Genomic DNA, 26954 nt, shown 5'->3' on the forward strand with positions numbered 1-26954 from the left:
TTGGCTGTTGTACCGCTATCGCGAGCAGGCTCGCTCCCACATTTGATTTGTGCAAAGGGAAAGATATGGATCGGCCCTCGATTGATTTGCCTTCCCGGCTTTTGCTGAATCTGAAACCGTGGCGCAACGCCCCGGCTTGGCGCATCGCTTTCAGCGGCGGCCTTGATTCCACCGTCCTGCTGCACCTTCTCGCCTGTCTCGCAAAAACCGAAATCCTCCCCGATCTCAACGCCATACACATTCATCACGGCCTCCAGGCTGTGGCTGATGCGTGGCCGGAACACTGCCAGTCGGTCTGTGATGAGCTGGGTGTACCTTTGCAGGTCGTTCACGTTCAGGTTCGGCCCGGCGCCAGCCTCGAGCGTGCAGCCCGTGATGCGCGATATGGCGCGTTTATCGAGGCCACGCAAACCAACGAAGTGCTACTGACCGCCCAACACCGCGATGACCAGGCCGAAACCCTGTTGTTCCGATTGCTGCGTGGGGCCGGGGTAAGAGGCTTGTCGGGGGTGCCGAGCCAACGCCCGTTGGGTCGGGGGCATCTGCTGCGGCCGCTGCTCGATGTTTCGCGCGCAGAGCTTGAGGCTTACGCGACCGAGCATCAATTGAGGTGGATCGAAGACCCTTCGAACCAGGATCATCAATTCTCGCGCAATTACCTGCGGCATCAGGTGTTGCCGGCCATGACCAAGCGTTGGCCTCAAGCCGTGGCGAGCATGGCCCGCAGCGCTGCGCATCTGAGTGAAGCCCGGGGATTGCTTGATGAGTTGGCGCAAATCGATCTGGCGCATGCCCGCACCGTCGGTGAATTCGATTGGCTGGGTGTGCCGTCCCTTGAGCTGTCGCCGATTGCAAAGCTGTCGGCCGCTCGCCAGCGAAATGCAGTGAGTCACTGGCTCGCCGCGCTGACGCGTCTGCCAGACAGTGACCACTGGTCGGGTTGGGAGGATTTGCGTGATGCCACCGGCGATGCTCGTCCGATTTGGCGTTTGGCGGACGGTGAGCTGCATCGGGCGGGCGGACGCCTCTGGTGGTTATCCGGTCATTGGCTGAGACCTGTACTTGGCATCGGGAGCTGGACTGATCCCTCGCAAGCGTTGGTTTTGCCTGGCAACGGCGAACTCAGGTTCACCGGGCAACCCCCGGAAGGCCCGCTACATATCCGCTATCGCGAGGGCGGCGAGGCCATGAGCCTGCCCGATCGCGGCCATCGGGACCTGAAGCGCTTGCTCAATGAGCGCGGGGTTCCAGGGTTCGTCCGTGGCAGATTGCCGCTGCTGTACCGGGGCGAGCAATTGCTGGCGGTAGCCAACCTGCGGGGCTTGAATGGCAGTGAGCAGGACGGCTGGAATTTACATTGGCAGCCACCGAGCGAAGATCAAGGTTTGAGCTGAAAGGGGCTTTCCGGTAGACTACGCTCCCTTCTTGATACAACTTCTGTGGATTCGCCTGAATTGCAGGAGTTGCCGATTACCAAGCAGTCTTTGCTGGGCGATTCCAAAAAATGTGTAGCGAGCAACGTACCGGTGTTTCAACTCCCGGTCTGTCCCAACGCGGCGGTTTTTTTGAAAGGTGCACTGTGATTAATGCAGGTGATCGGGGGCTTCGGCCTTCCTTCGCTTTCCCCGGCGGCTCGGACCGCTTTAACGCAGACTTCTAGGGTTTTTCATGACGCGCTACATATTCGTCACGGGCGGTGTTGTTTCTTCATTGGGGAAAGGCATTGCATCGGCTTCATTGGCGGCCATCCTGGAGGCGCGGGGACTTAAGGTCACCATGCTGAAGCTGGATCCGTACATCAACGTCGACCCGGGCACCATGAGCCCGTTCCAGCACGGTGAAGTGTTCGTCACCCACGACGGCGCCGAGACCGACCTGGACCTGGGCCACTACGAGCGGTTCATCCGCACGACCATGACCCAGAACAACAACTTCACCACCGGCCGTGTCTACGAACACGTCCTGCGCAAAGAGCGCCGTGGTGATTACCTGGGCGCCACCATCCAGGTCATTCCCCACATCACCGACGAAATCAAGCGCCGGATCATCAAGGGCGCCGGCGATGCCGACGTGGCGATGGTCGAGATCGGTGGCACCGTGGGTGACATCGAATCCCAGCCGTTCCTCGAAGCCATCCGTCAGCTGCGTTTCGAAGTCGGTGCCAAGCGCGCGATGCTGATGCACCTGACACTGGTGCCGTACATCGCCACCGCCGGCGAAACCAAAACCAAGCCAACCCAGCACTCGGTCAAGGAACTGCGTTCCATCGGCCTGCAACCTGATGTGCTGGTGTGCCGCTCCGATCACCCGATCGACATCTCCTCGCGTCGCAAGATCGCGCAGTTCACCAACGTTGAAGAACGTGCGGTGATTGCGCTGGAAGACGCCGACACCATCTACAAGATCCCGGGCATCCTGCATTCGCAAGGCCTGGATGATTTCGTCGTCGAGCGTTTCGGCCTGCAATGCGGCGGCGCGGATCTGTCCGAGTGGGAAGCCGTGGTCGACGCCAAGCTCAACCCTGAGCACGAAGTCACCATCGCCATGGTCGGCAAGTACATGGAGCTGCTGGACGCCTACAAGTCGCTGATCGAAGCGATGAGTCACGCCGGCATCAGCAACCGCACCAAGGTCAACCTGCGCTACATCGATTCCGAAGACATCGAAAACCAGGGCACCGCGCTGCTGGAAGGCGTCGACGCGATCCTGGTTCCTGGCGGTTTCGGTCTGCGTGGCGTGGAAGGCAAGATCACCGCCGTCCAGTACGCTCGTGAAAACAAGATTCCGTACCTCGGCATCTGCCTGGGCATGCAAGTGGCCGTGATCGAGTTCGCTCGTAACGTCATGGGCTGGAAAGACGCCAACTCCACCGAGTTCGATCGTGCAAGCGGTCACCCGGTCGTGGGTCTGATCACCGAGTGGGAAGATGCCACCGGTGCTGTCGAAACCCGTACCGAAACATCCGATCTGGGCGGCACCATGCGCCTTGGCGCGCAGGATTGCCTGCTGGAGTCGGGTTCCCTGGTTCACGACTGCTATGGCAAGGACGTGATCGTCGAGCGTCACCGTCATCGCTACGAAGTGAACAACAACCTGCTGCCGCAAATCATGGAAGCCGGCCTGAAAATCTCCGGTCGTTCCGGTGATGGCGCGCTGGTTGAAGTGGTTGAAGCGCCGGATCATCCATGGTTCGTCGCTTGCCAGTTCCACCCTGAGTTCACCTCGACACCACGCGACGGTCACCCGTTGTTCAGCGGTTTCGTCAAAGCAGCTTTGGCTCAACACCAGAAGAAGGCGTGAACCTTATGGCGCAGAAGATCATCCGCGTAGGCGAAATCGAGATTGCCAACGACAAGCCAATGGTGCTGTTCGGTGGCATGAACGTGCTGGAAAGCCGCGACATGGCGATGCAGGTCTGCGAAGAGTACGTGAAGGTTACCGAGAAACTCGGTATCCCTTACGTGTTCAAGGCCAGCTTCGACAAGGCCAACCGTTCCTCCGTGACCTCTTACCGTGGCCCCGGCCTGGAAGAGGGCATGCGGATTTTCCAGGACATCAAGCAAGCCTTCGGCGTGCCGATCATCACCGACGTCCACGAGCCTGAGCAGGCCGCGGTCGTCGCTGAAGTCTGCGACATCATCCAGCTGCCGGCCTTCCTGTCGCGCCAGACCGACCTCGTGGTCGCGATGGCCAGGACCGGTGCGGTGATCAACATCAAGAAAGCCCAGTTCCTCGCGCCTCAGGAGATGAAACACATCCTGAACAAGTGCGTGGAAGCGGGTAACGATCAGTTGATCCTCTGTGAGCGCGGTTCGAGCTTCGGCTACAACAACCTGGTCGTCGACATGCTCGGCTTCGGCATCATGAAGCAGTTCGAATACCCGGTGTTCTTCGACGTGACCCACGCGCTGCAAATGCCCGGCGGTCGCTCCGATTCCGCCGGCGGTCGCCGCGCCCAGGTCCTCGATCTGGCGAAGGCTGGCATGAGCCAGTCATTGGCCGGTCTGTTCCTCGAAGCGCACCCGGACCCGGACAACGCCAAATGCGACGGCCCTTGCGCCTTGCGTCTGGACAAACTGGAGCCATTCCTGGCCCAGCTCAAAGCTTTGGACGAACTGGTGAAGAGTTTTCCGACGGTAGAAACCGCGTAATCCTCATTTCTCCGGTAAAGTACCGCACGATTTGTTGCTCAGGCCCTTGGGCCTGAGCCTTGTCGTCCGCAAGTCTGCCCGTTGCACATCACTTGCCGGCGATAAAAGATTTCCTTCAGCTGCGTCGTTTTCGTCAACTTTGGAGTGTTTACAACAATGGCAAAAATCGTCGACATCAAAGGTCGTGAAGTTCTCGACTCCCGTGGCAACCCCACCGTGGAAGCGGACGTGCTTCTCGATAACGGCATCATCGGCAGCGCTTGCGCGCCGTCCGGTGCTTCCACTGGCTCGCGTGAAGCGCTCGAGCTGCGTGATGGCGACAAGAGCCGTTACCTGGGCAAGGGCGTTCTGAAAGCCGTCGCCAACATCAACGGTCCGATCCGCGACCTGTTGAAAGGTACTGACCCAAGCGACCAGAAAGCACTCGATCACGCGATGATCAAGCTCGACGGCACTGAAAACAAAGGTTCCCTGGGCGCCAACGCGATCCTCGCCGTTTCCCTGGCCGCGGCCAAGGCAGCAGCACAGGACCAGGACCTGCCGCTGTACGCACACATCGCCAACCTGAACGGCACCCCGGGTGTGTACTCGATGCCGGTTCCGATGATGAACATCATCAACGGTGGCGAGCACGCCGATAACAACGTCGACATCCAGGAATTCATGGTTCAGCCGGTTGGCGCCAAGTCTTTCTCGGAAGGTCTGCGCATGGGTACCGAGATTTTCCATCACCTCAAAGCCGTACTGAAGGCCCGTGGCCTGAGCACTGCCGTAGGTGACGAAGGTGGTTTCGCGCCGAACCTGGCGTCCAACGAAGATGCTTTGAAAGTGATCTCCGAAGCGGTGGCCAACGCCGGTTACAAACTGGGCACCGACGTGACCCTGGCACTGGACTGCGCGGCCAGCGAATTCTACGAAGACGGCAAGTACAACCTGTCCGGCGAAGGCCAGGTGTTCACCGCTGAAGGGTTCGCCGACTACCTCAAAGGTCTGACCGAGCGTTACCCGATCATCTCCATCGAAGATGGCCTGGACGAGTCCGACTGGGCTGGCTGGAAAATCCTCACCGACAAGATCGGCGAGAAAACCCAGCTGGTAGGCGACGACCTGTTCGTGACCAACACCAAGATCCTGAAAGAAGGCATCGATAAAAAGATCGCCAACTCGATCCTGATCAAGTTCAACCAGATCGGCACTCTGACCGAAACCCTGGAAGCCATCCAGATGGCCAAGGCTGCCGGTTACACCGCGGTGATCTCCCACCGCTCCGGCGAAACCGAAGATTCGACCATTGCCGACCTGGCTGTGGGCACTTCGGCTGGCCAGATCAAGACCGGCTCACTGTGCCGTTCCGATCGCGTCTCCAAGTACAACCAACTGCTGCGTATCGAAGAGCAGTTGAACGGCAAAGCCAAGTACAACGGCCGCAGCGAGTTCCGCGGTTAAGCTGTAGAGGGTAAAAAGTCAGCGGATTGTGTCGGAAAAGTCGCGACAGCGACGGATTTGCCACTAATCTGATGCCTTAAGAGCACAAGCCTGGAGATTCCAGGCTTCGTGCTATCAGACACTTCAAAGTTTTGGCATGGCTGTCTTTTTTCACTGGATACCTGATATTCGATGCGCAGTCCCAATTGGTTGTTCCTCGTCTTGCTCTTGTTGCTGGCTGGCCTGCAATACCGCCTGTGGGTGGGTAATGGCAGTCTTGCGCAAGTGGCCGAGCTGACTCAGCAGATCGCGGATCAACACGCTGAGAACGAAGGGCTGCTTGAGCGCAATCGGGTGATGGACGCCGAAGTCAGTGAATTGAAAAAAGGCATGGAGACCGTTGAAGAGCGGGCTCGCCATGAGCTGGGCATGGTCAAGGACGGTGAAACCCTTTACCAGTTGGCTCAATGAATTCCCCGTTACCGGCCTTCTGGGCCGTGATTCCTGCCGCGGGCGTCGGTGCCCGTATGGCCGCGGACCGTCCCAAGCAATACTTGCAACTGGGCGGGCGCACTATTCTCGAACACAGCCTTGGTTGTTTCCTTGATCATCCTTCCCTGAAGGGGTTGGTGGTCAGTCTTGCTGTGGATGATCCTTATTGGCCGAATCTGGCGTGCGCTGGTGATTCGCGTATACAGCGGGTTGACGGCGGCGCCGAACGTTCCGGGTCGGTGCTCAACGCCTTGCTGCATTTGCATGCGCAGGGCGCTGACGATGAGGATTGGGTGTTGGTGCACGATGCTGCACGGCCCAATCTGAGTCGTGATGATCTGGACAAGTTGCTGGTTGAACTGGCTGACGACCCGGTCGGCGGACTGCTGGCGGTTCCGGCTCGCGATACCCTGAAGCGGGTCGACAAACTCGGGCGTGTCGTTGAAACCGTGGATCGCAGTGTGATCTGGCAGGCTTACACGCCGCAGATGTTTCGCCTGGGTGCGCTGCATCGGGCATTGGCTGACAGCCTGGTGGCTGACGCGGTTATCACCGACGAGGCTTCGGCCATGGAATGGGCCGGGCTGGCGCCACGCTTGATAGAAGGGCGTGCCGATAATCTCAAGGTCACCCGGCCTGAAGACCTCGACTGGCTGCGGCAGCGCTGGGCTAATCGTCGCTAAAAGATCGCAACCTGCGGCAGTTCCAACAGCAGACCGCATTTCCAATGCAGGAGCTGCGGCAGGCTGCGCTCTTTTGATCTTAAATCCGATACTCCGGCCGCTCGGCCAACCCTTCCTTCAAATAATCCACCAACTTGCGAACCTTCGGCGACAGGTGTCGTTGCTGTGGATAAAGCGCCCAAACCGCAGTGTTCGGCGGTTGGTGGGCATCCAGCAGCGAAATCAGTTCGCCGCTTTTCAGGTATTCCAGCACGTAGTAATCCGGCAACTGACACAACCCGACACCCTGTAACGCCGCATCCAGTACCGCTTGCCCACTGTTGCAGCGCCAGTTTCCCTGTACGCGCTGGGAAAATTCCCGCCCGTTCTGTTCCAGTTGCCAGAGATCCGAGCTGCCGATGAGGCAGTTGTGGCGGCTCAGTTCCGACAAGCTGTGTGGGCGTCCGTACCGTTCCAGGTAGGAAGGCGACGCGCACAGATACATGCGCCGCGGCGCCAGTCGCGCTGCCACCAGCCGCGAGTCCTGAAGGCGGCCGAGGCGGATCGCCAGGTCCAGGCCTTCATGCACCAGGTCCAGTTGCCGGTTGCTCAGTTCGATATCGATTCGAAGTTGCGGATAAATCCCCATGAATCGCGTTACCAGCGGCACGATGAACCGTTCGCCGTATGCCACGGCGCAGGTCATGCGCAGCATGCCTTTGGGTTCGCTGGTCAGGTCGCCGACCGCTCTTAGCGCTTCTTCACGACCGTCCTGCAAACGCTGGCAATGCTGCAAAAAGGTCTGGCCCGCTTCGGTCAGCGTGACGCGACGGGTGCTGCGGTACAGCAGTCGCGTCTGAAGGCGCTCTTCGAGGCGTACTATCTGTCGACTGATGTGGGAAGAAGAAACCCCAAGCCGTTCTGCGGCAGCCGTGAACTGGCTGCACTCGGCCACGGCGACGAATTCGTCGATACCTTCCCAACGGTTCTCGGACATCGAGGATTATCCCTGTATGGCAATAATGTTTTGCTTTTGCCCTGATTATTCATCGTAAAGCGCTGTATTACACTCCCTGTCTCGTTTTTATTCACTGGAGAATCCACATGATCAAGTCGCGCGCTGCCGTTGCCTTCGAGGCCAAGAAACCCCTCGAGATCGTTGAAGTCGATGTCGCCATGCCCAAGGCCGGTGAAGTTTTGCTGCGTGTGGTTGCCTCCGGTGTCTGCCATACCGATGCGTACACACTGTCGGGCGCTGATCCGGAAGGTATCTTCCCGTCGATCCTCGGTCACGAAGGTGGCGCGGTGGTTGAAGCCGTCGGCGAGGGCGTGACCTCCGTGGCGGTCGGCGATCACGTCATTCCGCTGTACACCCCGGAATGCCGCCAGTGCAAATTCTGCCTGTCGGGCAAGACCAACCTGTGTCAGGCGATTCGTGCGACCCAGGGCAAAGGTCTGATGCCAGATGGCACTACGCGTTTTTCCTACAAGGGTCAGCCGATTTTCCACTACATGGGCACCTCGACGTTCTCCGAGTACACCGTGTTGCCGGAAATCTCCGTCGCCAAAATTCCTAAAGAAGCTCCGCTGGAAAAAGTCTGTCTGCTGGGTTGCGGCGTCACCACCGGCATCGGTGCGGTGCTCAACACCGCCAAGGTAAAACCGGGTGATACCGTGGCCATTTTCGGCCTCGGCGGCATCGGTCTGTCGGCGGTGATCGGCGCAGTAAAAGCCAAGGCGGCGCGGATCATTGCCATCGACATCAACCCGGCCAAATTCGAGATCGCCAAGCAGCTCGGTGCAACCGACTGCGTGAACCCGAAAGACTTCGACCGCCCAATCCAGGAAGTCATCGTCGACATGACCGATGGCGGCGTCGACTTTTCCTTCGAATGCATCGGCAACGTCCAATTGATGCGCGCCGCACTTGAGTGCTGCCACAAAGGTTGGGGCGAGTCGGTGATCATCGGCGTGGCCGGTGCAGGCCAGGAAATTTCGACCCGTCCGTTCCAGTTGGTCACCGGTCGCGTCTGGCGCGGTTCGGCGTTCGGCGGTGTGCGTGGTCGCACCGAATTGCCAAGCTATGTCGAAATGGCTGAATCCGGCGAAATCCCGCTGGATACGTTCATCACCCACACCATGGGCCTGGAAGATATCAACAAGGCTTTCGACCTGATGCATGAAGGAAAAAGCATCCGTTCCGTCATCCATTTCTGAGGTCCGCCATGAGCCTGGAAAATATCTCCTGTCAGAAAAGCTTCGGCGGCTGGCACAAGCGTTATCGGCACCGCTCCGATGTGCTGGGCTGCGACATGGTGTTCGCTGTGTACCTGCCGCCACAAGCGGAGCAGGGCGGCAAACTGCCGGTGCTGTACTGGTTGTCCGGCCTGACCTGCACCGACGAGAACTTCATGCAAAAGGCCGGCGCCCTGCGCATGGCCGCGGAGCTCGGGCTGATCATCGTTGCGCCGGACACCAGCCCACGCGGTCCTGATGTGCCGGGTGACCCGGATGGCGCCTGGGACTTCGGTCTCGGCGCCGGGTTTTATCTGAATGCCACGCAGGAGCCGTGGTCGCGCCACTATCGGATGCATGACTATGTCGTGCAGGAATTGCCGGCATTGGTCGAGGCTCATTTCCCTGCTTCGGACAAGCGCGGCATCAGCGGTCATTCCATGGGCGGCCACGGCGCTCTTGTCTGCGCATTGCGCAATCCGGGTCGGTATCAGTCGGTGTCGGCGTTTTCGCCAATCAACAATCCGATGGACTGCCCTTGGGGCCAGAAGGCCTTTTCCCGTTACCTGGGGGAAGACCGTTCGAAATGGCGCGAATGGGATGCCTGCGCGTTGATCGCCGAGGCCGAGGAGAAGCTGCCGCTATTGGTTGACCAAGGGGATCGTGATGATTTCCTGGCTACCCAGCTCAAGCCAGAAGCCTTGCTACAAGCAACCAGGCTGGCCGGTCATCCGCTGACGTTGCGCCTGCAACCCGGCTACGACCACAGCTATTTCTTCATCGCCAGCTTCATCGACGACCACTTGCAACATCACGGACGCGCCCTAGGCGTCTAATGCAGGTAGAATCACGCCCTGACAAAAATCGGGGCGTTTTTTTATGCGTATTGGCCACGGCTATGATGTGCACCGTTTCGCTGAAGGCGATTTCATTACTCTGGGCGGCGTGCGCATTGCACACGGCTTCGGGCTGCTCGCTCACTCCGACGGTGACGTCCTGCTGCACGCCTTGAGCGATGCCTTGCTCGGCGCCGCTGCGCTGGGTGATATCGGCAAGCACTTCCCGGACACCGACCCAAAATTCAAGGGCGCCGACAGCCGTGTGCTGTTGCGTCACGTCGTCGCACTGGTCCACGCCAAAGGCTGGAAAGTCGGCAACGTCGATAACACCATCGTCGCCCAGGCGCCGAAAATGGCCCCGCATATCGAATCGATGCGCGCGCTGATTGCCGCGGATCTTCAAGTTGAGTTGGATCAAGTGAACGTGAAAGCTACCACCACCGAAAAGCTCGGCTTTGTCGGTCGCGAAGAAGGTATCGCCGTGCATTCCGTTGCCTTGTTGCTGCGCGCATGAACGACCTGCAATTGCTCGGCCCGCGTGCCTACGGTGAAGCCCTCGGCACCGCAGTGTTGAAAGCCACGGCGGAAGACTTCCAGGTCGATGAAGTGCTCGACATCCCGCTCAGTGGCGATGGCGAACATTTGTGGATCTGGGTGGAAAAGCGCGGCCTGAACACCGAAGAAGCGGCACGGCGAATTGCCAAGGCAGCGGGTGTGCCATTGCGCACCGTCAGTTACGCCGGACTCAAGGATCGTCAGGCGCTGACGCGCCAGTGGTTCAGCGTGCAGCTGCCGGGCAAGGCTGATCCTGATTTGTCGTCGGCGGAAAACGAGACGCTGAAAATCCTCAAGACCGGTCGACATAAACGCAAGCTGCAGCGCGGTGCTCATTCGGCCAACGGTTTCACCTTGCGCCTGACCCAGTTCGCGGGCGACAAAGCGGCCATCGAAGCGCGCCTGCAACTGATCGCCAAACAAGGTATCCCCAATTATTTCGGCGCCCAGCGGTTCGGGTTCGATGGCGGCAACGTGGTCGATGCCCGTGGCTGGGCCGCGCGCAAGGCCTTGCCGGAGCAGCGTAACGTCCGTTCGCGCTTGCTCTCCACTGCCCGTAGTTTCCTGTTCAACCAAGTGCTGGCGGCGCGTGTCGCCGATGGTACGTGGCAGCGGGCTCAAGTCGGAGATCTGCTGGCGTTCACCGACAGCCGAAGCTTCTTCCCGGCCGGTGAAGCCGAGTGCAGCGACCCGCGACTGGCGATTCTCGACCTGCACCCGACCGGCCCGCAGTGGGGCGAAGGTGACTCGCCGGCGATGGGCGCAGTCCATGAACTGGAGCAGGCAATCGCCGCGCGCGAAGCGGATCTGCGCGATTGGTTGATTAACGCCGGTATGAGCCACGAACGTCGCATCCTGCGACTGCCCATTGGTGGGTTGACGTGGCATTATCCCGAGCCTGACATTCTGCAACTGGAATTCGTCCTGCCGGCCGGATGCTTCGCTACCGTATTGGTGCGTGAGCTCGTTGATCTGGTGCCGGTGGGGCAGACGGACAGCCCATGCGTATTCTGATTTCTAACGACGATGGGGTAGCCGCACCCGGTCTCGCCGCGCTTTATGCTGCGCTGGCGGATTACACCGAATGCGTGGTTATCGCCCCGGACCAGGACAAAAGCGGCGCCAGCAGTTCGCTGACGCTCGACCGTCCCTTGCACCCGCAAACCTTGGCCAACGGCTTTATCAGCCTCAACGGCACACCGACCGATTGCGTGCACCTGGGCCTCAACGGCTTGCTGGAGCGCGAACCGGACATGGTGGTTTCCGGTATAAACCTGGGCGCCAACCTGGGGGACGATGTGTTGTATTCCGGCACCGTGGCCGCGGCCCTTGAAGGGCGTTTCCTGGCGCGTCCTTCGTTCGCCTTTTCGTTGGTCTCGCGGCAAGTCGAGAACCTTCCCACGGCCGCTTACTACGCGCGCAAACTGGTGGAAGCCTACGCCGACCTTGACCTGCCACCGCGCACGGTACTGAACGTGAACATTCCCAATTTGCCGCTGGACCACATTCGCGGAATCCAGCTGACTCGCCTCGGTCATCGCGCCCGCGCGGCGGCACCGATGAAAGTGGTCGACCCGCGTGGCAAGTCCGGTTACTGGATCGCTGCGGCGGGCGATGCCGAAGACGGCGGTCCGGGCACCGATTTCCATGCGGTGATGCAAGGCTATGTGTCCATCACGCCACTGCAACTGGATCGCACCTTCAATGATGCCTTCCGAAGCCTCGATGGCTGGCTGGAGGGATTGCGCTAATGGCTCGTGAACAAGACCCGATGCATCGCGGCATCGGGATGACTTCGCAACGCACCCGCGAGCGTCTGATTCAGCGGTTGTATGAAGAGGGCATTTCCAACGCCAAGGTGCTGGAAGTGATCCGTCGTACGCCGCGTCACCTGTTCGTCGACGAGGCACTGGCGCACCGTGCCTATGAAGACACGGCGTTGCCGATCGGCAACAACCAGACGATCTCCCAGCCTTACATGGTGGCCCGCATGAGCGAGCTGCTGCTGGAAGCGGGTCCGCTGGACAAGGTGATGGAAATCGGCACGGGGTCGGGTTATCAGACTGCAATCCTGTCGCAATTGGTCGAGCGGGTTTTTTCCGTCGAGCGCATCAAGGTTTTGCAGGACCGGGCCAAGGAACGTCTGGTCGACCTCAACCTGCGCAACGTGGTCTTCCGTTGGGGCGATGGTTGGGAAGGCTGGCCGGCGCTGGCACCGTACAACGGCATCATCGTGACGGCGGTGGCGACCGATGTGCCCCAGGCATTACTCGATCAGTTGGCACCCGGAGGGCGACTGGTGATACCGGTCGGGTCGGGTGAGGTTCAGCAGTTGATGCTGATCATCCGTGAAGAACACGGGTTTTCCAGGCGTGTTCTGGGGGCGGTGCGTTTCGTTCCACTGCTCAACGGGCCACTGGCCTGAGCATTTGTTTCGTCCCGGTGAATTCTCTTCGATTGCCCCTGTCTTACAGCGGCGTCGATCAGTTAAACGGGATTCATCGTCAGGTAGCAAACGTGTGCTTCGCTTCATTAAAGGTAAAGCCTGCACCGCTCGTTATACTGACGACACTTCATGCCGGGAGCACGGCAATTCCACATTTCAGCCACCACAAAGGGAGCGGCGGGTGAGTCTCACAGTCATTGCGCAGCGAATGGGTATAACGAGCTTTCAGCGCCTGGTGACTGGCCTTGTCTTAAGCACCTTGCTGGTCGGTTGTTCCAGCACCAAATCGGGCGCGGTGCGCGTCGTCGATCGCAACAACGCCGTCGCCCAGCGTCCGGCAGTAACCACGGGCCAATACGTGGTTCGACCTAAAGACACGCTGTTCTCGATCGCCTTTCGCTACGGCTGGGACTACAAAGCCCTCGCGGCGCGCAACAACATTCCTACGCCGTACACGATACATCCGGGTCAGACGATCCGCTTTGACGGTCGCACCGGTTCAACGCCGACGGCGGTGGTCAGCCCGGCCGATTCGGCGCCTTCTTCGTCGAGTAAAACCACTGTAATCCGGCGCCAGCCAAATGGCGCAACTACGACGACAACGGTGGTTGCACCGTCCGTCGCCAACAAGCCAGCACCCGCTCCGATGCCTCCCGCAGGCCCGGCCCCGACCGGCTGGGGATGGCCTTCTAATGGCATCCTGATTGGAAAATTCTCTTCAAACGGTAGTTTGAATAAAGGAATTGATATCGCCGGAGATTTGGGACAGCCTGTTTTAGCTGCGTCTGATGGGACGGTGGTATACGCCGGGAGTGGCTTAAGGGGCTACGGCGAATTAGTCATCATCAAACACAGCGATACCTACGTCAGTGCCTACGGTCACAACCGCAGGCTGTTGGTTCGGGAGGGGCAGCAGGTCAAGGTCGGACAGACAATTGCCGAAATGGGGTCAACGGGTACAGACCGGGTGAAACTGCATTTTGAGATTCGCCGACAAGGTAAACCTGTAGATCCGCTGCAGTTCCTGCCACGTCGTTGATTTGTTACCAGCCTGTTCCGTCACGTAGAGGGAACAGGCTCCAGCGTTGCCAGGGATAAAGGCGCCGCTCGAGCTTGAGGTCGAACTCACCAAAGGACTATAACAATGGCTCTCAGTAAAGAAGTGCCGGAGTTTGACATCGACGATGAGGTTCTCCTTATGGAGACCGGCATCGGTACGGATTCGATGTCGAATGATGAAGGGGCTGCTCCACCTTCCGTTCGTGCCAAATCCAAACACTCCGCCTCGTTAAAGCAGCACAAGTACATTGACTACACGCGTGCACTCGATGCGACGCAGCTGTACCTCAATGAAATCGGCTTTTCCCCTCTGCTGTCCCCCGAAGAAGAAGTTCACTTTGCACGCTTGTCGCAAAGTGGCGATCCGGCCGGGCGCAAACGCATGATTGAAAGCAACCTGCGGCTGGTGGTGAAAATCGCCCGACGCTATGTCAATCGTGGCTTGTCGCTGCTGGACCTGATCGAAGAGGGCAACCTCGGGCTGATCCGGGCGGTAGAGAAATTCGACCCCGAACGTGGCTTCCGCTTTTCGACCTACGCAACCTGGTGGATTCGTCAAACCATCGAGCGCGCGATCATGAATCAGACCCGGACCATCCGGTTGCCGATCCATGTGGTCAAAGAGCTCAACGTGTACCTGAGGGCCGCACGGGAGCTGACACAAAAACTCGATCACGAACCCTCACCCGAAGAAATCGCCAACCTGCTGGAAAAACCGGTGGGAGAGGTCAAGCGCATGCTCGGCCTGAACGAGCGGGTATCTTCGGTCGACGTCTCGCTGGGTCCGGATTCGGATAAAACCCTGCTGGACACCCTAACCGACGACCGTCCAACCGATCCGTGTGAGCTGTTGCAGGATGACGACCTGTCTCAGAGCATCGATCAATGGCTCTCGGAACTGACTGACAAGCAGCGCGAGGTGGTGATACGCCGCTTCGGTCTGCGCGGTCATGAGAGCAGCACGCTGGAAGATGTGGGCCTGGAAATTGGCCTGACCCGTGAGCGCGTCAGACAGATCCAAGTGGAAGGCCTGAAGCGTCTGCGGGAGATTCTGGAGAAAAATGGCTTGTCGAGCGAGTCGCTTTTCCAATAAGCACAGCGCTTGAGCAAGTACAAACAACCCCGACTGGTTCGGGGTTTTTTGTGTCTGTAAATCCTGCCGGTCATTCCGCGGCTGTCTGCCTGAGCACAGTGCTGTTCAATCGCGGGTCGGCCCATCGAACGTCGCTTCTGCAATAGAAATGTCATGTTCCTTAACTGGGAACGCCATATTCGCCAAGTAATGTGCTCGTCAATGAGATCGATCTCAAGCGAGTGACAATGACTGATTTAATTGAAGTTGCACGGCTGGCAGGCGTTTCGCGGGCGACCGCGGCCCGGACCTTTTCCTCCCCGGAAGTGGTGCGCCCGGCGACCCGAGAGCAAGTCATGGCAGCGGCGCGTCAACTGGGTTTTCGGCCCAATCGGCTTGGCCGGCAGTTGCGCCTGCAAACCACCAACCTGATCGGGGTCGTGGTGCCCAATCTGCTCAATCCGGTATTCGCTGAGCAAATCCAGGCGATGGAGCGTGCCGCACGTTCACGAGGTTACAACCTGTTGCTGGCGACTACCGACTACAGCAGTGAGCGCGAAAGCTCGGTGGTCGAGGAGTTGTTGCGACAGCGGGTCGACGGTCTTGTTCTCACGGTGACGGACGCCGAGAGCAACCGCGTGTTGCAGAGCCTTGCCAGCGAAGACACCCCGTTTGTGTTGGCCTATCACCAGCCGGGTCATCCGGATTACAGCACCGTGTCGGTCGATAACCGCGCCGGCATGGCGATGGCCACCCGGTATCTGCTCGACGCCGGGCACTCCCGGATCGGCATGGTCGCGGGCCCCGCGTTGCAGTCCGACCGTGCTCGTCTGCGGTATGCCGGGTATTGCGACGCGATGCGCGAGGCCGGCCTCGACAGTTTGCCCGTGATTGAAATGCCTGCTCACACCGAGGCGGAATTCGCCGCCATCGAGCCTCTGCTGCGAGGCCCCCAGGCGATCAGCGCGGTGGTCTGCTCCAACGATTTGCTCGCCATCAGCCTGATCGCGCAATTACGGCGCAATGGTTGGAGCGTTCCCGGGCAACTTTCAATCATTGGTTTCGACGGCATCGCCCTTGGCGCTCAGATGCACCCGACGCTATGCAGCGTCGTTCAACCTATTTCGGAACTGGCCTGCACGGTGATCGAGCAACTGTTGGCACAGATCGCCGGTGCAGCGCCGAATTCCCATTGTCTGTCTTGCCATATCAGGCCGGGCGACAGTATCCAACCCTACGAAATCATACCTGGAGATGTCTGATGTTCCCTTTGCGTAAAACACTGGCGACATTGTTGCTCTGCGGATTGGCCAACCTGAGCCAGGCCGCTGACACTGCGATTTGCTACAACTGCCCGCCGGAATGGGCGGACTGGGGCACGCAGCTCAAGGAAATTGCCAACGCGACCGGCGTGCAGGTGCCGCTGGACAACAAGAATTCAGGTCAGGCCCTGGCGCAGTTGGTCGCCGAACAAGCCGCTCCAGTGGCTGACGTGGTGTATTACGGCGTCACCTTCGGTTTGCAGGCTCAAAAAGCCGGCGTGGTCGACACGTATAAACCCAAGGGTTGGGACCAGATTCCCGCTGGCCTGAAGGACCCGGACGGTCACTGGTTCGCGATTCATTCCGGCACGTTAGGCATCATGGTCAACGTCGACGCACTGGGCGGATTGCCGGTGCCGCAAGGCTGGAACGATCTGCTCAAGCCCGAATACAAAGGCATGGTCGGCTACCTCGACCCCTCAAGCGCTTTCGTCGGTTATGTCTCTGCCGTAGCGATCAATCGGGCTATGGGCGGCAGCCTGGATAACTTCGCGCCTGCCATCGATTATTTCCAGAAGCTGGCGAAAAATACGCCGATCGTGCCCAAGCAGACGGCGTACGCCCGAGTGCTGTCAGGCGAACTGCCGATTCTGGTCGATTACGACTTCAACGCTTATCGCGCGCGCTATAAGGACAACGCCAACGTCGCCTTCGTCATTCCCAAGGAAGGTAGCATCAGCGTGCCTTACGTGATGAGCCTGGTGGGCAACGCCCCGCATCGCGACAATGCGCAGAAGGTGTTGGATTTCGTCCTGTCCGATCAAGGCCAGGCACTCTGGGCCAAGGCTTATCTGCGCCCTGTGCGCGCGATAAAAATGCCCGTCGAGGTGGCCGCGCAGTTCTTGCCGGATAGCGATTATGCCCGGGCGGGTGTGGTCGATTACCAGGAAATGGCCGCGGTCCAGGAAGCCTTTTCGGCACGCTACTTGAGAGAGGTCAAGTAAGTGACGACCTCGTTCTTGAAAGTTCGGGAGGTCCGGTCGGGGCGCGCCATTTTTCCGCGCTGGCGCCCGACCGCTGCTTGGGCGCTGGCGCCGGCCGCAGCCCTGTTGTTCGCGTTCTGGCTGCTACCGCTGGCGCACCTGATTGTTCTGGGCGGGCAGGGGCGAGATGGCAGTGCAAGCGGTTACTGGCAGGTGCTGAGTAGCGCGCAATACCTGAGTAGCCTGGCGCAAACCTGCCTGCTTGCGCTTGTGGTGACCCTGGCGGCGCTCGTGGTGGGCGGTATCACTGGCGTGTTCCTCGCTCGTCAGCGCTTTTTCGGACGCTCGACACTGGTGGCTTTGCTGACCTTTCCACTGGCGTTTCCTGGTGTGGTCGTCGGCTTCCTGGTGATTCTGCTGGCGGGGCGCCAGGGATTGTTCAGTGCCCTGGGCGTCACGCTGGCGGGGGAGCGCTGGGTCTTTGCCTACTCGTTGGCGGGCTTGTGTGTTGGTTACCTGTACTTCTCGATTCCGAGGGTGATCCTGACGGTGATGGCCGCTTGCGAAAGCCTGGATCGCAGCCTTGAGGAAGCCGCCCACTCGCTGGGAGCGGGTTCCTGGCGAGTGGTCGTGGACGTCATTATTCCCGGTTTGGCGCCGGCCCTGGTTTCCTGCGCGGCTATCTGCTTTGCGACCTCCATGGGCGCGTTCGGCACGGCGTTCACCCTGGGCACGCGCCTCAACGTAACCCCGGTCGCGATTTATAACGTATTTACCAACTACGCCAATTTTGCCGTGGCCGCAGCGCTGTCGGTGGTGCTTGGCGCGGTGACCTGGATCGCGCTCCTGCTGGGCCGGCGACTGGTCACTCCATCGAGGACAATCTTGTGAAGCGTTCCACACTGTTTGTCGGGCAACTGGTCTTCACCTTGCTGGTGTGCGCCTTCATGTTGGTGCCGGTATTGATGTCGCTGATGGCCGGATTGACGCGCAATTATTTTCAGGGGATGTCCAGCGGCCTGACGTTCGATTGGCTGGTGCAGGTCTGGCTCGCTTACTCATCCACGGTCTGGTTGTCCCTGCAATTGGCGCTAGCCTGTGCGCTCTGCGTCAGTGTGCTTGGCGTGCCGGCGGCGTATGCGCTGGTGCGAATGAACAACCGCTTCAGCCGCGGGTTCGAGGAACTGATGGTGTTGCCAGTGGCGATGCCGGGACTGGCCAGCGCTTTGGCCTTGCTGCTTACCTACGGCCAGTTCGGTGGGTTTCGCAGCAGCTGGTTATTCATCCTTGTAGGTCATGTGTTGTTCACTCTGCCATTTCTGGTGCGTCCGGTCATGGCGGTGATGCAACGCCAGCATCTGCCGGTATTGGAAGAGGCTGCGGCGAGCCTTGGCGCGGGACCGTTGCGGCGATTCTTCGGCGTGGTGATACCCAACTGCCGAGCAGGGATTCTCGCCGGGGTGCTGATGGTCGTCACGTTGTCGCTGGGCGAGTTCAACCTGACCTGGATGCTGCACACGCCGATGACCAAAACGTTGCCGGTGGGCCTGGCTGACAGTTATGCCTCGGCACGACTGGAGGTCGCCAGTGCTTACACACTTCTATTTCTACTGATGATCGTGCCGCTGCTTATTGCGTTGCAGGCTATCAGTGCCCGTCTCTCCCGCGGAGAAAGTCGATGAGCGGAATCACCATTCGCCTGGAAGGGTGCCGCAAGGCATTTTCCGATGGCACCGTTGCTGTACATGATCTGAACCTGACCATTGAAGCCGGGGAAACGCTGGCGATTCTCGGCCCTTCGGGTTGCGGTAAAACCACCACCCTGCGCCTCATCGCCGGCCTGGAACGGCCGGATGTGGGCCATGTATTTTTCGCTGACAAGGATGTCACGCGCTTACCGATCGAGCGTCGTGATGTGGGTATGGTGTTTCAAAATTATGCCTTGTTTCCGAATCTGGACGTGGCCGCCAACATTGTTTACGGCCTGAAAATTCGCGGCCTTTCACCCGCCGAGCGCAACAAGCGGTGCTCGGAGTTGCTGGAGCTGGTGGGGCTGCAAGGTCACGAAAAACGCAGTGTTCACGAATTGTCCGGGGGGCAGCGTCAGCGAGTCGCCCTGGCTCGGGCCCTGGCACCCAGACCCAAAGTGCTGCTGCTCGACGAACCTCTGGCGGCGCTGGACGCACAATTGCGTGAACGCCTGCGCAGCGAGCTGGATCAGTTGCTCCGCGGATTGGGGGTGACCTCGGTATTTGTCACCCATGATCAGGGCGAGGCGATGGCGCTGGGCGATCGCATTCTGGTCATGGAGCGCGGTCGGGTCGCGCAATTGGGCACTCCACGGGAAATCTATCGGCAGCCGGCCAACACGTTTGTCGCCAGTTTCGTCGGCAATCTCAACGCTTTTCCGGTGATCGAGCACACGCCCTCGGGCTTGAAAGTCAGCGGCGGTGAATTGCCGTGGAGGGGCGCGCATCCCCCTTCCACCGTATATTGCCGCCCTGAACACTTACGGGTGATGCCCGGCGGCGGTCATCTGTCCGGGCGCCTGGTAGGGCAATTTTTCCAGGGGGCACAAAGCCGCTTGTTGGTCGATGTCGGCGCTGCACAGCCGCTGATGGTGGACAGCGCAGACGGCGTGATCCACGACTTTGGCGCGCTGATTGCTCTGGGCATCGAGCCGCAGCAGCTGTTCACCCTGCAACCGTAATGTTCTGGTCATTAGTGAGTGAATTTTGAATCGTTCGTTTCTCATTGCGCAGCTCAGTGATCTGCACCTGAAAGCTGATCACAAGCTGACCTACGGCGTCGTTGATACCACTGGCGCGCTGCGTCGTGCGGTCGATCAATTGAATGCCAGTCATCCGCGCCCGGATATTGTGGTGATCAGCGGCGATCTGGTGGACTTCGGCCGTCCTGATGAATATGCCGTGCTGCGTTCCGAACTGGAGCGGCTGCATATGCCTTGCTACCTGGTGCCTGGCAACCACGACATTCGCGAGCATTTGCAGGCGGCCTTTACAGATCACGCCTATTTGCCGACATCGACGGGTGCTCCGCTGGACTGGGTGGTGGAGCAGCATCCGGTGCGCCTTATCGGTTTGGATACGACCATTCCCGATGCCCATGGTGGCCGTGTGCTGGACAGTCAATTGCGTTGGCTCGACGAACAATTGGTACGTCGCCCCGACGTCCCGACGCTGTTGATCCTGCATCACCCGCCGTTCATCAGCGGTATTGGCCACATGGATCGTGAACCGTTTATCAACGCCTTGGCGCTGGAGCGGGTCATTGCCCGGCACCCGCAGGTGGAGCGCTTGCTGTGCGGGCATTTACATCGATCAATGCAGCGGCGTTTCGGCGGCAGTCTGAGTTGCGTATGCCCGGGGACCTCACATCAGATCGTGCTGGATCTGCAGCCCACGGCGCCGGCGCATTTCAATCTTGAACCACCCGGTTATCTGCTGCATCGCTGGGATGCACAGGCGCTGACGACCCACAACGTCGTTGTTGGCGAGTATCCCGGCCCGTATCCGTTTTATGACGCTCATGGACTGATCGACTGAAACAAAGGGACTTTCAAGGCGCTTTCCTGACAGGGTTCTTCGGAGGTTTTTAACCACTATTACTTCTGCTGATTCGCAAGTTTTTTGAAGACTATTTAATGCATCGGCCAATCCTTTGATTGGCGGGGTGCTTCCTGCTGCCATTTTAATAGACCCGGAACAGAGTTCCGCGCTGGAGTTCGTCCTGATGAAAACCACGTTAAAAGTACTGAGTTGTTTGACCGGCGTTCTGGGTGTTGCCATGAGTCCGTTGGCGAGTGCTGAATTTATCAAAGACAGCAAAGCCAACTTGAATTTGCGTAACTTCTATTTCAACAACGATAACCGCGACGGTGCCGCCGCTCCTTCGAAGACCGAAGAGTGGGGGCAAGCCTTCATGCTCAATTATCAATCCGGATTTACCGATGGAACCGTGGGGTTCGGTCTGGACGCCATAGGCCTGCTGGGTTTGAAGCTCGACAGCGGCGCGGGGCGCCATGTCGGCGGGTCAATGTTTCCCAACGATGGCGACAAAGCGGCAGATCAATGGAGCCGTATGGGCGCGACGGCCAAGATGCGTTTCTCCAAAACCGAACTGCGCTACGGGACCTTGCAGCCCAAGTTGCCCATTCTGGTTTCCAACGACGGGCGTCTCCTGCCTCAAACTTTTGAAGGCGGACAAGTCACTAGCAATGAAATCGACAATCTGACCCTCACCGCCGGTCAACTGGAGCACGCCACCGGGCGTGCTTCCAGTGATCGCGCGGGGCTGGCCGTTGCGGGCGCCACTCAGGAAAGTAATAAATTCAGCTTTGCCGGTGGCGACTACAAACTGACCAAGGATCTGACCGCCCAGTATTACTACGCCAATCTTGAAGACTATTACAATCAGCACTTCGTCGGGTTACTGCATGTTTTGCCCCTGGACGAATACGGTTCATTGAAAACCGACTTGCGTTATTTCAAGACCACCTCCGACGGTAAAAACAGCACCGTGGCCGGTCGCGCCGGTGGCTATAAAATGGGCGGCTACAGCAAAGACCGTAGTGGTGAAATCGACAACGATACCTGGAGCGCGGCGTTCATTTATTCATTGGGCGGGCATGCGATTACCGCGGGCTATCAAAGCGTTTCCGACGACAGCAACTTTGCACAGCTGAATCAAGGTGGGCTGGTGGGCAAAGGTGAAGGCGGCGCGAGTCTTTATCTCTATACCGACCGTACCATTCAAACATTCATCCAGGCCGGTGAGCGCACCGCATTCGCACAATACGCATATGACTTTTCCGCGCTGGGCGTTCCTGGGTTGAAGGCGTCCGTGATGTACCTCAAAGGCGACAATATCAAGACTGTCAGCGGCAATGATGCCAGCGAATGGGAGCGCGATATCTCGCTGGACTATGTGATTCAGAGTGGCGCACTGAAAAATGTGGGGTTTGGCTGGCGTAACGGCATGGCCCGAAGCGATATCGCTCGCGACCAGGATCAGAATCGTCTGATCGTGAGCTATACGATTCCATTGATGTAGGTATGGAGGCGTGTAAGCGATAGAGCATAACGGTTGGTGACCTTCCTAAAGCGTTGTAGGTCTTGGCTTACTCTTCCGTAAGTGTTCGTTGTGTTTACACCCGGCCAAAGTGCCCAAGGGAGTCGGGTATGAGACCTGCCTCCCCGATTTAACGGGGTGTTGGTCAACGTTAACGCTACACGGCCACGTTTTTTTCGCCGCGGGTCCCGATTGCGTTACGCCATTAACCCTCTAGTATCGGTGCTGTGTCGACGGACAGACACGCCCTTCAAGGATGAGGGGAAAGGACATTGCAGGACGCGATTCATCAGGACGATGAAAAGGAACACAGGGAATAGGGAAAAAATGTGGGCGGGTCAAACCGCCCCTTTTTTTGCCTGCAGAAAAGCAAAAAAGGCCCGCAAGGGGCCTTTTCGGGAACGCGGGGGAAATCAGCGTTCGAGATCTTTGATCTTGCCTTTGACGCCATCCCACTCTTCGGCATCGGGCAGCGATTCTTTCTTCTCGGTGATGTTGGGCCAGATTTCGGCCAGCTCAACGTTCAGCTGAATGAATTCCTGCATCTCTTCCGGGACTTCATCTTCAGAGAAGATGGCCACGGCAGGGCATTCTGGTTCGCACAGTGCGCAGTCGATGCACTCATCCGGGTGAATCACCAGGAAGTTCGGGCCTTCGTAAAAGCAGTCCACCGGACAGACTTCTACGCAGTCGGTGTACTTGCACTTGATGCAGTTGTCGGTGACGACGAAGGTCATTTCTAATTTTCTCCTCAGGCGGCGGCAGCGGAGCCCCTTCACGTTGGGGTCGCCAGGTTTGGGAGCGATAGTCTGCAGGCCAGGCTATTGGCCTGCAGCATCCCAAACCGCGCGAGATTCTAACAGCTTGCAGGCAAGTGCGTTAGATCCGTGTCTTTAGTGTATAGAGCATTTCGAGCGCGCGACGCGGCGTCAGGTCATCCAGATCCAGTTTGGCCAGTTCATCGAGCACCGGATGGGGCAGGCTGGCGAACATGTCGCTCTGTTGCGGCGCGGCCGTTTTGCCTTTGGCAGCCTTGGGCACTTCATGGGGCAGCGCGGTGGCTTCCAGGCGACCCAGGTGCTCGCGAGCGCGCACGATCACTTCGCTCGGCACGCCGGCCAGCTGCGCAACGGCCAGGCCATAGCTCTGGCTGGCAGGCCCGGGCAGCACGTGGTGCAGGAACACGATGCGCTCGTTGTGCTCGGTGGCATTGAGGTGCACGTTGGCCACCAGCGGTTGCGCTTCCGGTAGCACCGTCAGTTCGAAGTAGTGGGTGGCGAACAGCGTGTAAGCCCGCAGGTGCGCCAGGCGTTCGGCCGCAGCCCACGCCAGGGAAAGACCGTCGAAGGTGCTGGTGCCGCGACCGACTTCGTCCATCAGCACCAGGCTGCGCTCGGTGGCATTGTGCAGAATGTTGGCGGTTTCGCTCATTTCGACCATGAAGGTCGAACGTCCACCGGCCAGGTCATCGCTGGAACCGATCCGGGTGAAGATGCGGTCCACCAGCGACAGTTCGCAACTGGCCGCCGGCACGAAACTGCCGATGTGTGCCAGCAACACGATCAGTGCGGTCTGGCGCATGTAGGTGGATTTACCACCCATGTTCGGACCGGTGATCACCAGCATGCGGGTATTGTCGTCGAGGCTCAGGTCGTTGGCCACGAACGGCGTGGTCAGCACTTGCTCGACCACCGGGTGACGGCCCTGGCTGATGCGCATGCAGGGCTCGTCGACGAAGCGCGGGCAATTCAGATCGAGATTCAATGCGCGTTCGGCGAGGTTGCTCAGTACATCCAGTTCGGCCAATGCCGCGGCGGTGTCTTGCAGCGGTGGCAACTGGGCGATCAGGTCTTCGAGCAGCGCTTCGTAAAGCATCTTTTCGCGAGCCAGGGCGCGGCTCTTGGCCGACAGTGCCTTGTCCTCGAACGCCTTGAGTTCCGGCGTGATAAAACGCTCTGCACCTTTCAGCGTCTGGCGACGAATGTAGTCGGCCGGCGCCGATTCGGCCTGCTTGCTCGGCAACTCGATGAAGTAACCGTGAATGCGGTTGTAACCGACTTTCAGGTGCGACAGGCCGGTGCGGGCCTTCTCGCGTGCTTCCAGATCGATCAGGAACTGTCCGGCGTTTTCGCTCAGCGATTGCAGGTCGTCGAGCTCGCTGTCGTAACCGGTTTTCAACACGCCGCCATCGCGGATCACCGCAGGCGGGTTGTCGATGATGGCTTTTTCCAGCAGTGCCGCCAGTTCCGGGTAGGTGCTGGTGGTCTTGGCCAGTTGAATGATGTGCGGCGCTTCCAGCTCGGTCATCGCCACTTGCAACTCAGGCAGTGCACCGAGTGCATCGCGCAGACGAGCGAGGTCGCGAGGACGGGCGTTACGCAGACCGATCCGCGCCAGAATCCGCTCGATGTCACCGATTTCCTTGAGCTGCGGTTGCAGCTTTTCGAAACGGTAGCCGTCGAGCAGGCAAGTGATCGAGGTCTGGCGTGACAGCAAAACCTTCAGGTCGCGCAACGGCCGGTTCAACCAGCGGGTCAGCAGGCGACTGCCCATCGCGGTCTGGCAGCGATCAACCACCGATTGCAGCGTATTGTCGCGACCACCGGCGAGGTTGGTATCGAGTTCCAGGTTGCGGCGGCTCGCGCCATCCAGCACCACGGTGTCGTCCAGGCGTTCATGCCGCAGGCTGCGTAAATGGGGCAGGGCGGTGCGCTGGGTTTCCTTGGCGTAGCTGAGCAGGCAACCGGCGGCGCCGATGGCCAGGGTCAGGTTCTCGCAACCGAAACCTTTCAGGTCCTGGGTCGAGAATTGCTGGCAGAGACTTTTCAGCGCCGAGTCACGCTCGAAATCCCACGGCGCACGGCGACGTACCCCACGGCGTTTTTCCGCCGGCAAATCCTTCGGCCAGTCATCCGGGATCATCAGCTCCACCGGATTGACCCGCTCCAGTTCCGCCAGCAGGTTTTCCCAGCCCTTGATCTCCAGCACAGTGAAGTTGCCGCTGGTGATGTCCAGCACTGCCAGCCCGAACAGGCGCTCGTCACCCAGCACCGCTGCGATCAGGTTATCCCGACGCTCATCCAGCAGCGCCTCATCACTGACCGTACCCGGCGTGATGATCCGCACCACCTGGCGATCCACTGGCCCCTTGCTGGTGGCCGGATCGCCGACCTGCTCACAGATCACCACCGATTCGCCAAGCTTCACCAGTTTCGCCAGGTAACCTTCCGCGGCATGGTAGGGAATCCCGCACATCGGAATCGCCTGACCGGCCGACTGCCCACGGGCGGTCAGGGTGATGTCCAGCAACTTGGCGGCCTTCTTCGCGTCTTCATAGAAGATCTCGTAGAAGTCACCCATGCGGTAGAACATAAGCTGGTCGGGGTGCTGGTTCTTCAGGCGCCAGTACTGCTGCATCATTGGCGTGTGAGAGGACAGATCGGTGAGTGCTTTATTCATCGGATATCAGGCAAATTCGTTGAAAGGTGTAGGGCAAAGGAGGGACATCGGCCCGGCTTTTCCGCGATGGGCGCAAGGTTAACATGGGCGGTCCACCCGACGCAGGCATGAAAGCGGCGGGATACCTTTCTGCCGTCCATACACAATTTATGCGCTGTTTATGCAATTCTGCATTTGCCTACGAAAAAAAGATCAAGCACTATGCGCGTTATGCAAAAACGCAATGTTTCTACCGTATTAAGAGCGCTGCTCGATCAGCACGGGATCTCCCCCACGGAGCTTCACCGTCGCACGGGCGTGCCTCAATCCACTCTCTCGCGCATCCTCAGCGGGAAGATCGTCGATCCTTCGGACAAACACATTTCGAAGATCGCCGAATACTTCGCCGTGAGCACCGACCAGTTGCGGGGCCGTGCGGATGTCGCGCCTACCGTCAATTCCAGTCGCGATGAACTGCATTCGGAACTCAAGGACATAAGCCTGTGGGATGACGATACGCCCGTCGATGACGACGAGGTGTCCGTCCCCTTTCTTCGCGAGGTTGAATTGGCTGCTGGATCAGGAAGATTCGTCATCGAAGAAAGCGAGCGCTCTAGCCTGCGCTTCGGCAAACGCAGCCTGCGCCACAACGGTGTGCAGTTCGACCAGGCCAAATGCGTGACGGTGCGTGGCAACAGTATGTTGCCGGTACTGCGCGACGGCGCCACCGTGGGGGTCAATGCCGGCAAATGCGGGATTGGCGACATCGTCGATGGCGACCTGTATGCCATCAACCATAACGGCCAGTTGCGGGTTAAACAGCTTTATCGCCTGCCGACGGGAATTCGCCTGCGCAGCTTCAATCGCGATGAGCATCCGGACGAGGACTACACCTTCCAGGAGATCCAGGAAGAACAGATTGTCATCCTCGGCCACGTCTTCTGGTGGGGCATGTACGCCCGTTAACCTCATCGCTGTCAGATAAAACCCGCCACTGCGCGGGTTTTTTTTCGCCTGCTGAAAACCGTCAACGCCTTTGTCTGTGGGGCTTTCATGCGTAAATGCATTTAAAGCGCATAAATAAATGCATTTGTGCATTGACTGTATATGCATCCATGCATATTCTTTGTCTCAAGCCGCTCAACAAAGCAGCTCGAAACGAAGTTCTTTAGTTCCACCACAAAGGCAGCGATGAACCGGCCTCAACGGTTCAGAGGGTTGGCAACTGACCCGGGTGTGCAGCG

25 protein-coding genes are annotated in these 26954 nt (G+C 59.0%); 22 read left to right on the forward strand and 3 right to left on the reverse strand.

Annotated features, from left to right (window positions below; genetic code table 11):
• Positions 1–65: 65 nt before the first annotated feature.
• The 6 genes from tilS (at position 66) to ispD (ending at position 6751) form a co-directional block, all read left to right on the forward strand.
• The gene (tilS, locus tag ACM1ZW_RS15025; RefSeq protein WP_416740771.1) at positions 66–1394 is read left to right on the forward strand and encodes a tRNA lysidine(34) synthetase TilS; all 1329 of its coding nucleotides are present in this window, start codon (positions 66–68) and stop codon (positions 1392–1394) included.
• A 274-nt stretch (positions 1395–1668) separates the two neighbouring features.
• A complete protein-coding gene (locus ACM1ZW_RS15030) occupies positions 1669–3300 on the forward strand; it encodes a CTP synthase (RefSeq protein WP_017336716.1) in 1632 nt (543 codons plus the stop codon).
• Between the two features lie 5 nt (positions 3301–3305).
• Positions 3306–4151 (forward strand): 3-deoxy-8-phosphooctulonate synthase, encoded by an 846-nt coding sequence (gene kdsA, locus ACM1ZW_RS15035; protein WP_017336717.1) that lies wholly within the window; start codon positions 3306–3308, stop codon positions 4149–4151.
• Positions 4152–4307: 156 nt separating this feature from the next.
• A complete protein-coding gene (eno, locus tag ACM1ZW_RS15040; protein WP_008039408.1) occupies positions 4308–5597 on the forward strand; it encodes a phosphopyruvate hydratase in 1290 nt (429 codons plus the stop codon).
• 171 nt (positions 5598–5768) lie between these two features.
• Entirely contained in the window at positions 5769–6047 is a 279-nt protein-coding gene (gene ftsB / locus ACM1ZW_RS15045) for a cell division protein FtsB (RefSeq protein ID WP_008028992.1), read from the forward strand.
• Positions 6044–6751: a 2-C-methyl-D-erythritol 4-phosphate cytidylyltransferase gene (gene ispD / locus ACM1ZW_RS15050; protein ID WP_017336718.1), complete on the forward strand. Its 708-nt coding sequence runs from the start codon at positions 6044–6046 to the stop codon at positions 6749–6751. Before ftsB ends, ispD begins: the two co-directional genes overlap by 4 nt.
• Before the next feature lie 79 nt (positions 6752–6830).
• On the opposite strand, the gene ACM1ZW_RS15055 is transcribed toward ispD, so the two are convergent.
• Positions 6831–7727 carry a LysR substrate-binding domain-containing protein gene (locus ACM1ZW_RS15055; RefSeq protein ID WP_414879505.1) on the reverse strand — a complete coding sequence of 299 codons (897 nt, stop codon included), beginning with the start codon at positions 7725–7727 and terminating at the stop codon, positions 6831–6833.
• 107 nt (positions 7728–7834) lie between these two features.
• On the opposite strand from ACM1ZW_RS15055, the gene ACM1ZW_RS15060 reads away from it, so the two are divergent.
• The 15 genes from ACM1ZW_RS15060 (at position 7835) to ACM1ZW_RS15130 (ending at position 22254) form a co-directional block, all read left to right on the forward strand.
• Positions 7835–8947 (forward strand): S-(hydroxymethyl)glutathione dehydrogenase/class III alcohol dehydrogenase, encoded by a 1113-nt coding sequence (locus ACM1ZW_RS15060; RefSeq protein WP_017336720.1) that lies wholly within the window; start codon positions 7835–7837, stop codon positions 8945–8947.
• Between the two features lie 8 nt (positions 8948–8955).
• Positions 8956–9801, forward strand: coding sequence for an S-formylglutathione hydrolase (gene fghA / locus ACM1ZW_RS15065; protein ID WP_414879507.1), 846 nt, complete (start codon positions 8956–8958; stop codon positions 9799–9801).
• A gap of 43 nt (positions 9802–9844) precedes the next feature.
• Entirely contained in the window at positions 9845–10318 is a 474-nt protein-coding gene (ispF, locus tag ACM1ZW_RS15070) for a 2-C-methyl-D-erythritol 2,4-cyclodiphosphate synthase (RefSeq protein ID WP_084322292.1), read from the forward strand.
• The gene (truD, locus tag ACM1ZW_RS15075) at positions 10315–11373 is read left to right on the forward strand and encodes a tRNA pseudouridine(13) synthase TruD (RefSeq protein WP_017336723.1); all 1059 of its coding nucleotides are present in this window, start codon (positions 10315–10317) and stop codon (positions 11371–11373) included. Before ispF ends, truD begins: the two co-directional genes overlap by 4 nt.
• Positions 11361–12110 (forward strand): 5'/3'-nucleotidase SurE, encoded by a 750-nt coding sequence (gene surE / locus ACM1ZW_RS15080; RefSeq protein WP_017336724.1) that lies wholly within the window; start codon positions 11361–11363, stop codon positions 12108–12110. Before truD ends, surE begins: the two co-directional genes overlap by 13 nt.
• Positions 12111–12148: 38 nt before the next feature.
• On the forward strand, positions 12149–12784 hold the full coding sequence (locus tag ACM1ZW_RS15085; RefSeq protein ID WP_174602683.1) for a protein-L-isoaspartate(D-aspartate) O-methyltransferase: 636 nt from the start codon (positions 12149–12151) through the stop codon (positions 12782–12784).
• Between the two features lie 202 nt (positions 12785–12986).
• Positions 12987–13844, forward strand: coding sequence for a peptidoglycan DD-metalloendopeptidase family protein (locus tag ACM1ZW_RS15090; RefSeq protein ID WP_017336726.1), 858 nt, complete (start codon positions 12987–12989; stop codon positions 13842–13844).
• A 105-nt stretch (positions 13845–13949) separates the two neighbouring features.
• A complete protein-coding gene (rpoS, locus tag ACM1ZW_RS15095) occupies positions 13950–14957 on the forward strand; it encodes an RNA polymerase sigma factor RpoS (RefSeq protein ID WP_008154012.1) in 1008 nt (335 codons plus the stop codon).
• Between the two features lie 227 nt (positions 14958–15184).
• Entirely contained in the window at positions 15185–16198 is a 1014-nt protein-coding gene (locus tag ACM1ZW_RS15100; RefSeq protein WP_414884875.1) for a LacI family DNA-binding transcriptional regulator, read from the forward strand.
• The gene (locus tag ACM1ZW_RS15105; protein WP_416740772.1) at positions 16198–17202 is read left to right on the forward strand and encodes an ABC transporter substrate-binding protein; all 1005 of its coding nucleotides are present in this window, start codon (positions 16198–16200) and stop codon (positions 17200–17202) included. Before ACM1ZW_RS15100 ends, ACM1ZW_RS15105 begins: the two co-directional genes overlap by 1 nt.
• A 15-nt stretch (positions 17203–17217) precedes the next feature.
• Complete coding sequence (locus tag ACM1ZW_RS15110; RefSeq protein WP_414884963.1) at positions 17218–18072, forward strand: ABC transporter permease; 855 nt, start codon at positions 17218–17220, stop codon at positions 18070–18072.
• Positions 18069–18863 (forward strand): ABC transporter permease, encoded by a 795-nt coding sequence (locus tag ACM1ZW_RS15115; RefSeq protein WP_416740773.1) that lies wholly within the window; start codon positions 18069–18071, stop codon positions 18861–18863. The genes ACM1ZW_RS15110 and ACM1ZW_RS15115 overlap by 4 nt, the downstream gene beginning before the upstream one ends.
• A complete protein-coding gene (locus ACM1ZW_RS15120) occupies positions 18860–19891 on the forward strand; it encodes an ABC transporter ATP-binding protein (RefSeq protein WP_017336731.1) in 1032 nt (343 codons plus the stop codon). The genes ACM1ZW_RS15115 and ACM1ZW_RS15120 overlap by 4 nt, the downstream gene beginning before the upstream one ends.
• Positions 19892–19916: 25 nt before the next feature.
• On the forward strand, positions 19917–20747 hold the full coding sequence (locus ACM1ZW_RS15125) for a phosphodiesterase (RefSeq protein ID WP_416740774.1): 831 nt from the start codon (positions 19917–19919) through the stop codon (positions 20745–20747).
• 187 nt (positions 20748–20934) lie between these two features.
• The gene (locus ACM1ZW_RS15130) at positions 20935–22254 is read left to right on the forward strand and encodes an OprD family porin (protein WP_017336733.1); all 1320 of its coding nucleotides are present in this window, start codon (positions 20935–20937) and stop codon (positions 22252–22254) included.
• A gap of 431 nt (positions 22255–22685) precedes the next feature.
• On the opposite strand, the gene fdxA is transcribed toward ACM1ZW_RS15130, so the two are convergent.
• Positions 22686–23009: a ferredoxin FdxA gene (gene fdxA, locus ACM1ZW_RS15135; RefSeq protein ID WP_007908827.1), complete on the reverse strand. Its 324-nt coding sequence runs from the start codon at positions 23007–23009 to the stop codon at positions 22686–22688.
• A gap of 142 nt (positions 23010–23151) precedes the next feature.
• The gene (gene mutS / locus ACM1ZW_RS15140; RefSeq protein WP_017336734.1) at positions 23152–25731 is read right to left on the reverse strand and encodes a DNA mismatch repair protein MutS; all 2580 of its coding nucleotides are present in this window, start codon (positions 25729–25731) and stop codon (positions 23152–23154) included.
• A gap of 210 nt (positions 25732–25941) precedes the next feature.
• Here mutS and ACM1ZW_RS15145 point away from each other — a divergent pair, with 210 nt between their 5' ends.
• A complete protein-coding gene (locus tag ACM1ZW_RS15145) occupies positions 25942–26676 on the forward strand; it encodes a LexA family transcriptional regulator (RefSeq protein WP_031318438.1) in 735 nt (244 codons plus the stop codon).
• The last annotated feature ends 278 nt before the right edge of the window (positions 26677–26954 follow it).

It is taken from the genome of Pseudomonas sp. NFX71 (genome assembly GCF_048079215.1).
GTDB classification, from domain to species: domain Bacteria; phylum Pseudomonadota; class Gammaproteobacteria; order Pseudomonadales; family Pseudomonadaceae; genus Aquipseudomonas; species Aquipseudomonas fluorescens_B.

What these genes read in the sequence shown, in the direction of transcription:
- ACM1ZW_RS15085 (WP_174602683.1), top strand. Translation starts at nt 12,149, where the DNA reads ATGACTTCGCAACGCACCCGCGAGCGTCTGATTCAGCGGTTGTATGAA.
- ACM1ZW_RS15055 (WP_414879505.1), bottom strand. Translation starts at nt 7,727, where the DNA reads ATGTCCGAGAACCGTTGGGAAGGTATCGACGAATTCGTCGCCGTGGCC.
- ACM1ZW_RS15105 (WP_416740772.1), top strand. Translation starts at nt 16,198, where the DNA reads ATGTTCCCTTTGCGTAAAACACTGGCGACATTGTTGCTCTGCGGATTG.
- mutS (WP_017336734.1), bottom strand. Translation starts at nt 25,731, where the DNA reads ATGAATAAAGCACTCACCGATCTGTCCTCTCACACGCCAATGATGCAG.
- ftsB (WP_008028992.1), top strand. Translation starts at nt 5,769, where the DNA reads ATGCGCAGTCCCAATTGGTTGTTCCTCGTCTTGCTCTTGTTGCTGGCT.
- eno (WP_008039408.1), top strand. Translation starts at nt 4,308, where the DNA reads ATGGCAAAAATCGTCGACATCAAAGGTCGTGAAGTTCTCGACTCCCGT.
- tilS (WP_416740771.1), top strand. Translation starts at nt 66, where the DNA reads ATGGATCGGCCCTCGATTGATTTGCCTTCCCGGCTTTTGCTGAATCTG.
- truD (WP_017336723.1), top strand. Translation starts at nt 10,315, where the DNA reads ATGAACGACCTGCAATTGCTCGGCCCGCGTGCCTACGGTGAAGCCCTC.
- rpoS (WP_008154012.1), top strand. Translation starts at nt 13,950, where the DNA reads ATGGCTCTCAGTAAAGAAGTGCCGGAGTTTGACATCGACGATGAGGTT.
- fdxA (WP_007908827.1), bottom strand. Translation starts at nt 23,009, where the DNA reads ATGACCTTCGTCGTCACCGACAACTGCATCAAGTGCAAGTACACCGAC.
- ispF (WP_084322292.1), top strand. Translation starts at nt 9,845, where the DNA reads ATGCGTATTGGCCACGGCTATGATGTGCACCGTTTCGCTGAAGGCGAT.
- surE (WP_017336724.1), top strand. Translation starts at nt 11,361, where the DNA reads ATGCGTATTCTGATTTCTAACGACGATGGGGTAGCCGCACCCGGTCTC.
- ACM1ZW_RS15100 (WP_414884875.1), top strand. Translation starts at nt 15,185, where the DNA reads ATGACTGATTTAATTGAAGTTGCACGGCTGGCAGGCGTTTCGCGGGCG.
- ACM1ZW_RS15130 (WP_017336733.1), top strand. Translation starts at nt 20,935, where the DNA reads ATGAAAACCACGTTAAAAGTACTGAGTTGTTTGACCGGCGTTCTGGGT.
- ispD (WP_017336718.1), top strand. Translation starts at nt 6,044, where the DNA reads ATGAATTCCCCGTTACCGGCCTTCTGGGCCGTGATTCCTGCCGCGGGC.
- ACM1ZW_RS15145 (WP_031318438.1), top strand. Translation starts at nt 25,942, where the DNA reads ATGCAAAAACGCAATGTTTCTACCGTATTAAGAGCGCTGCTCGATCAG.
- ACM1ZW_RS15120 (WP_017336731.1), top strand. Translation starts at nt 18,860, where the DNA reads ATGAGCGGAATCACCATTCGCCTGGAAGGGTGCCGCAAGGCATTTTCC.
- fghA (WP_414879507.1), top strand. Translation starts at nt 8,956, where the DNA reads ATGAGCCTGGAAAATATCTCCTGTCAGAAAAGCTTCGGCGGCTGGCAC.
- kdsA (WP_017336717.1), top strand. Translation starts at nt 3,306, where the DNA reads ATGGCGCAGAAGATCATCCGCGTAGGCGAAATCGAGATTGCCAACGAC.
- ACM1ZW_RS15060 (WP_017336720.1), top strand. Translation starts at nt 7,835, where the DNA reads ATGATCAAGTCGCGCGCTGCCGTTGCCTTCGAGGCCAAGAAACCCCTC.
- ACM1ZW_RS15030 (WP_017336716.1), top strand. Translation starts at nt 1,669, where the DNA reads ATGACGCGCTACATATTCGTCACGGGCGGTGTTGTTTCTTCATTGGGG.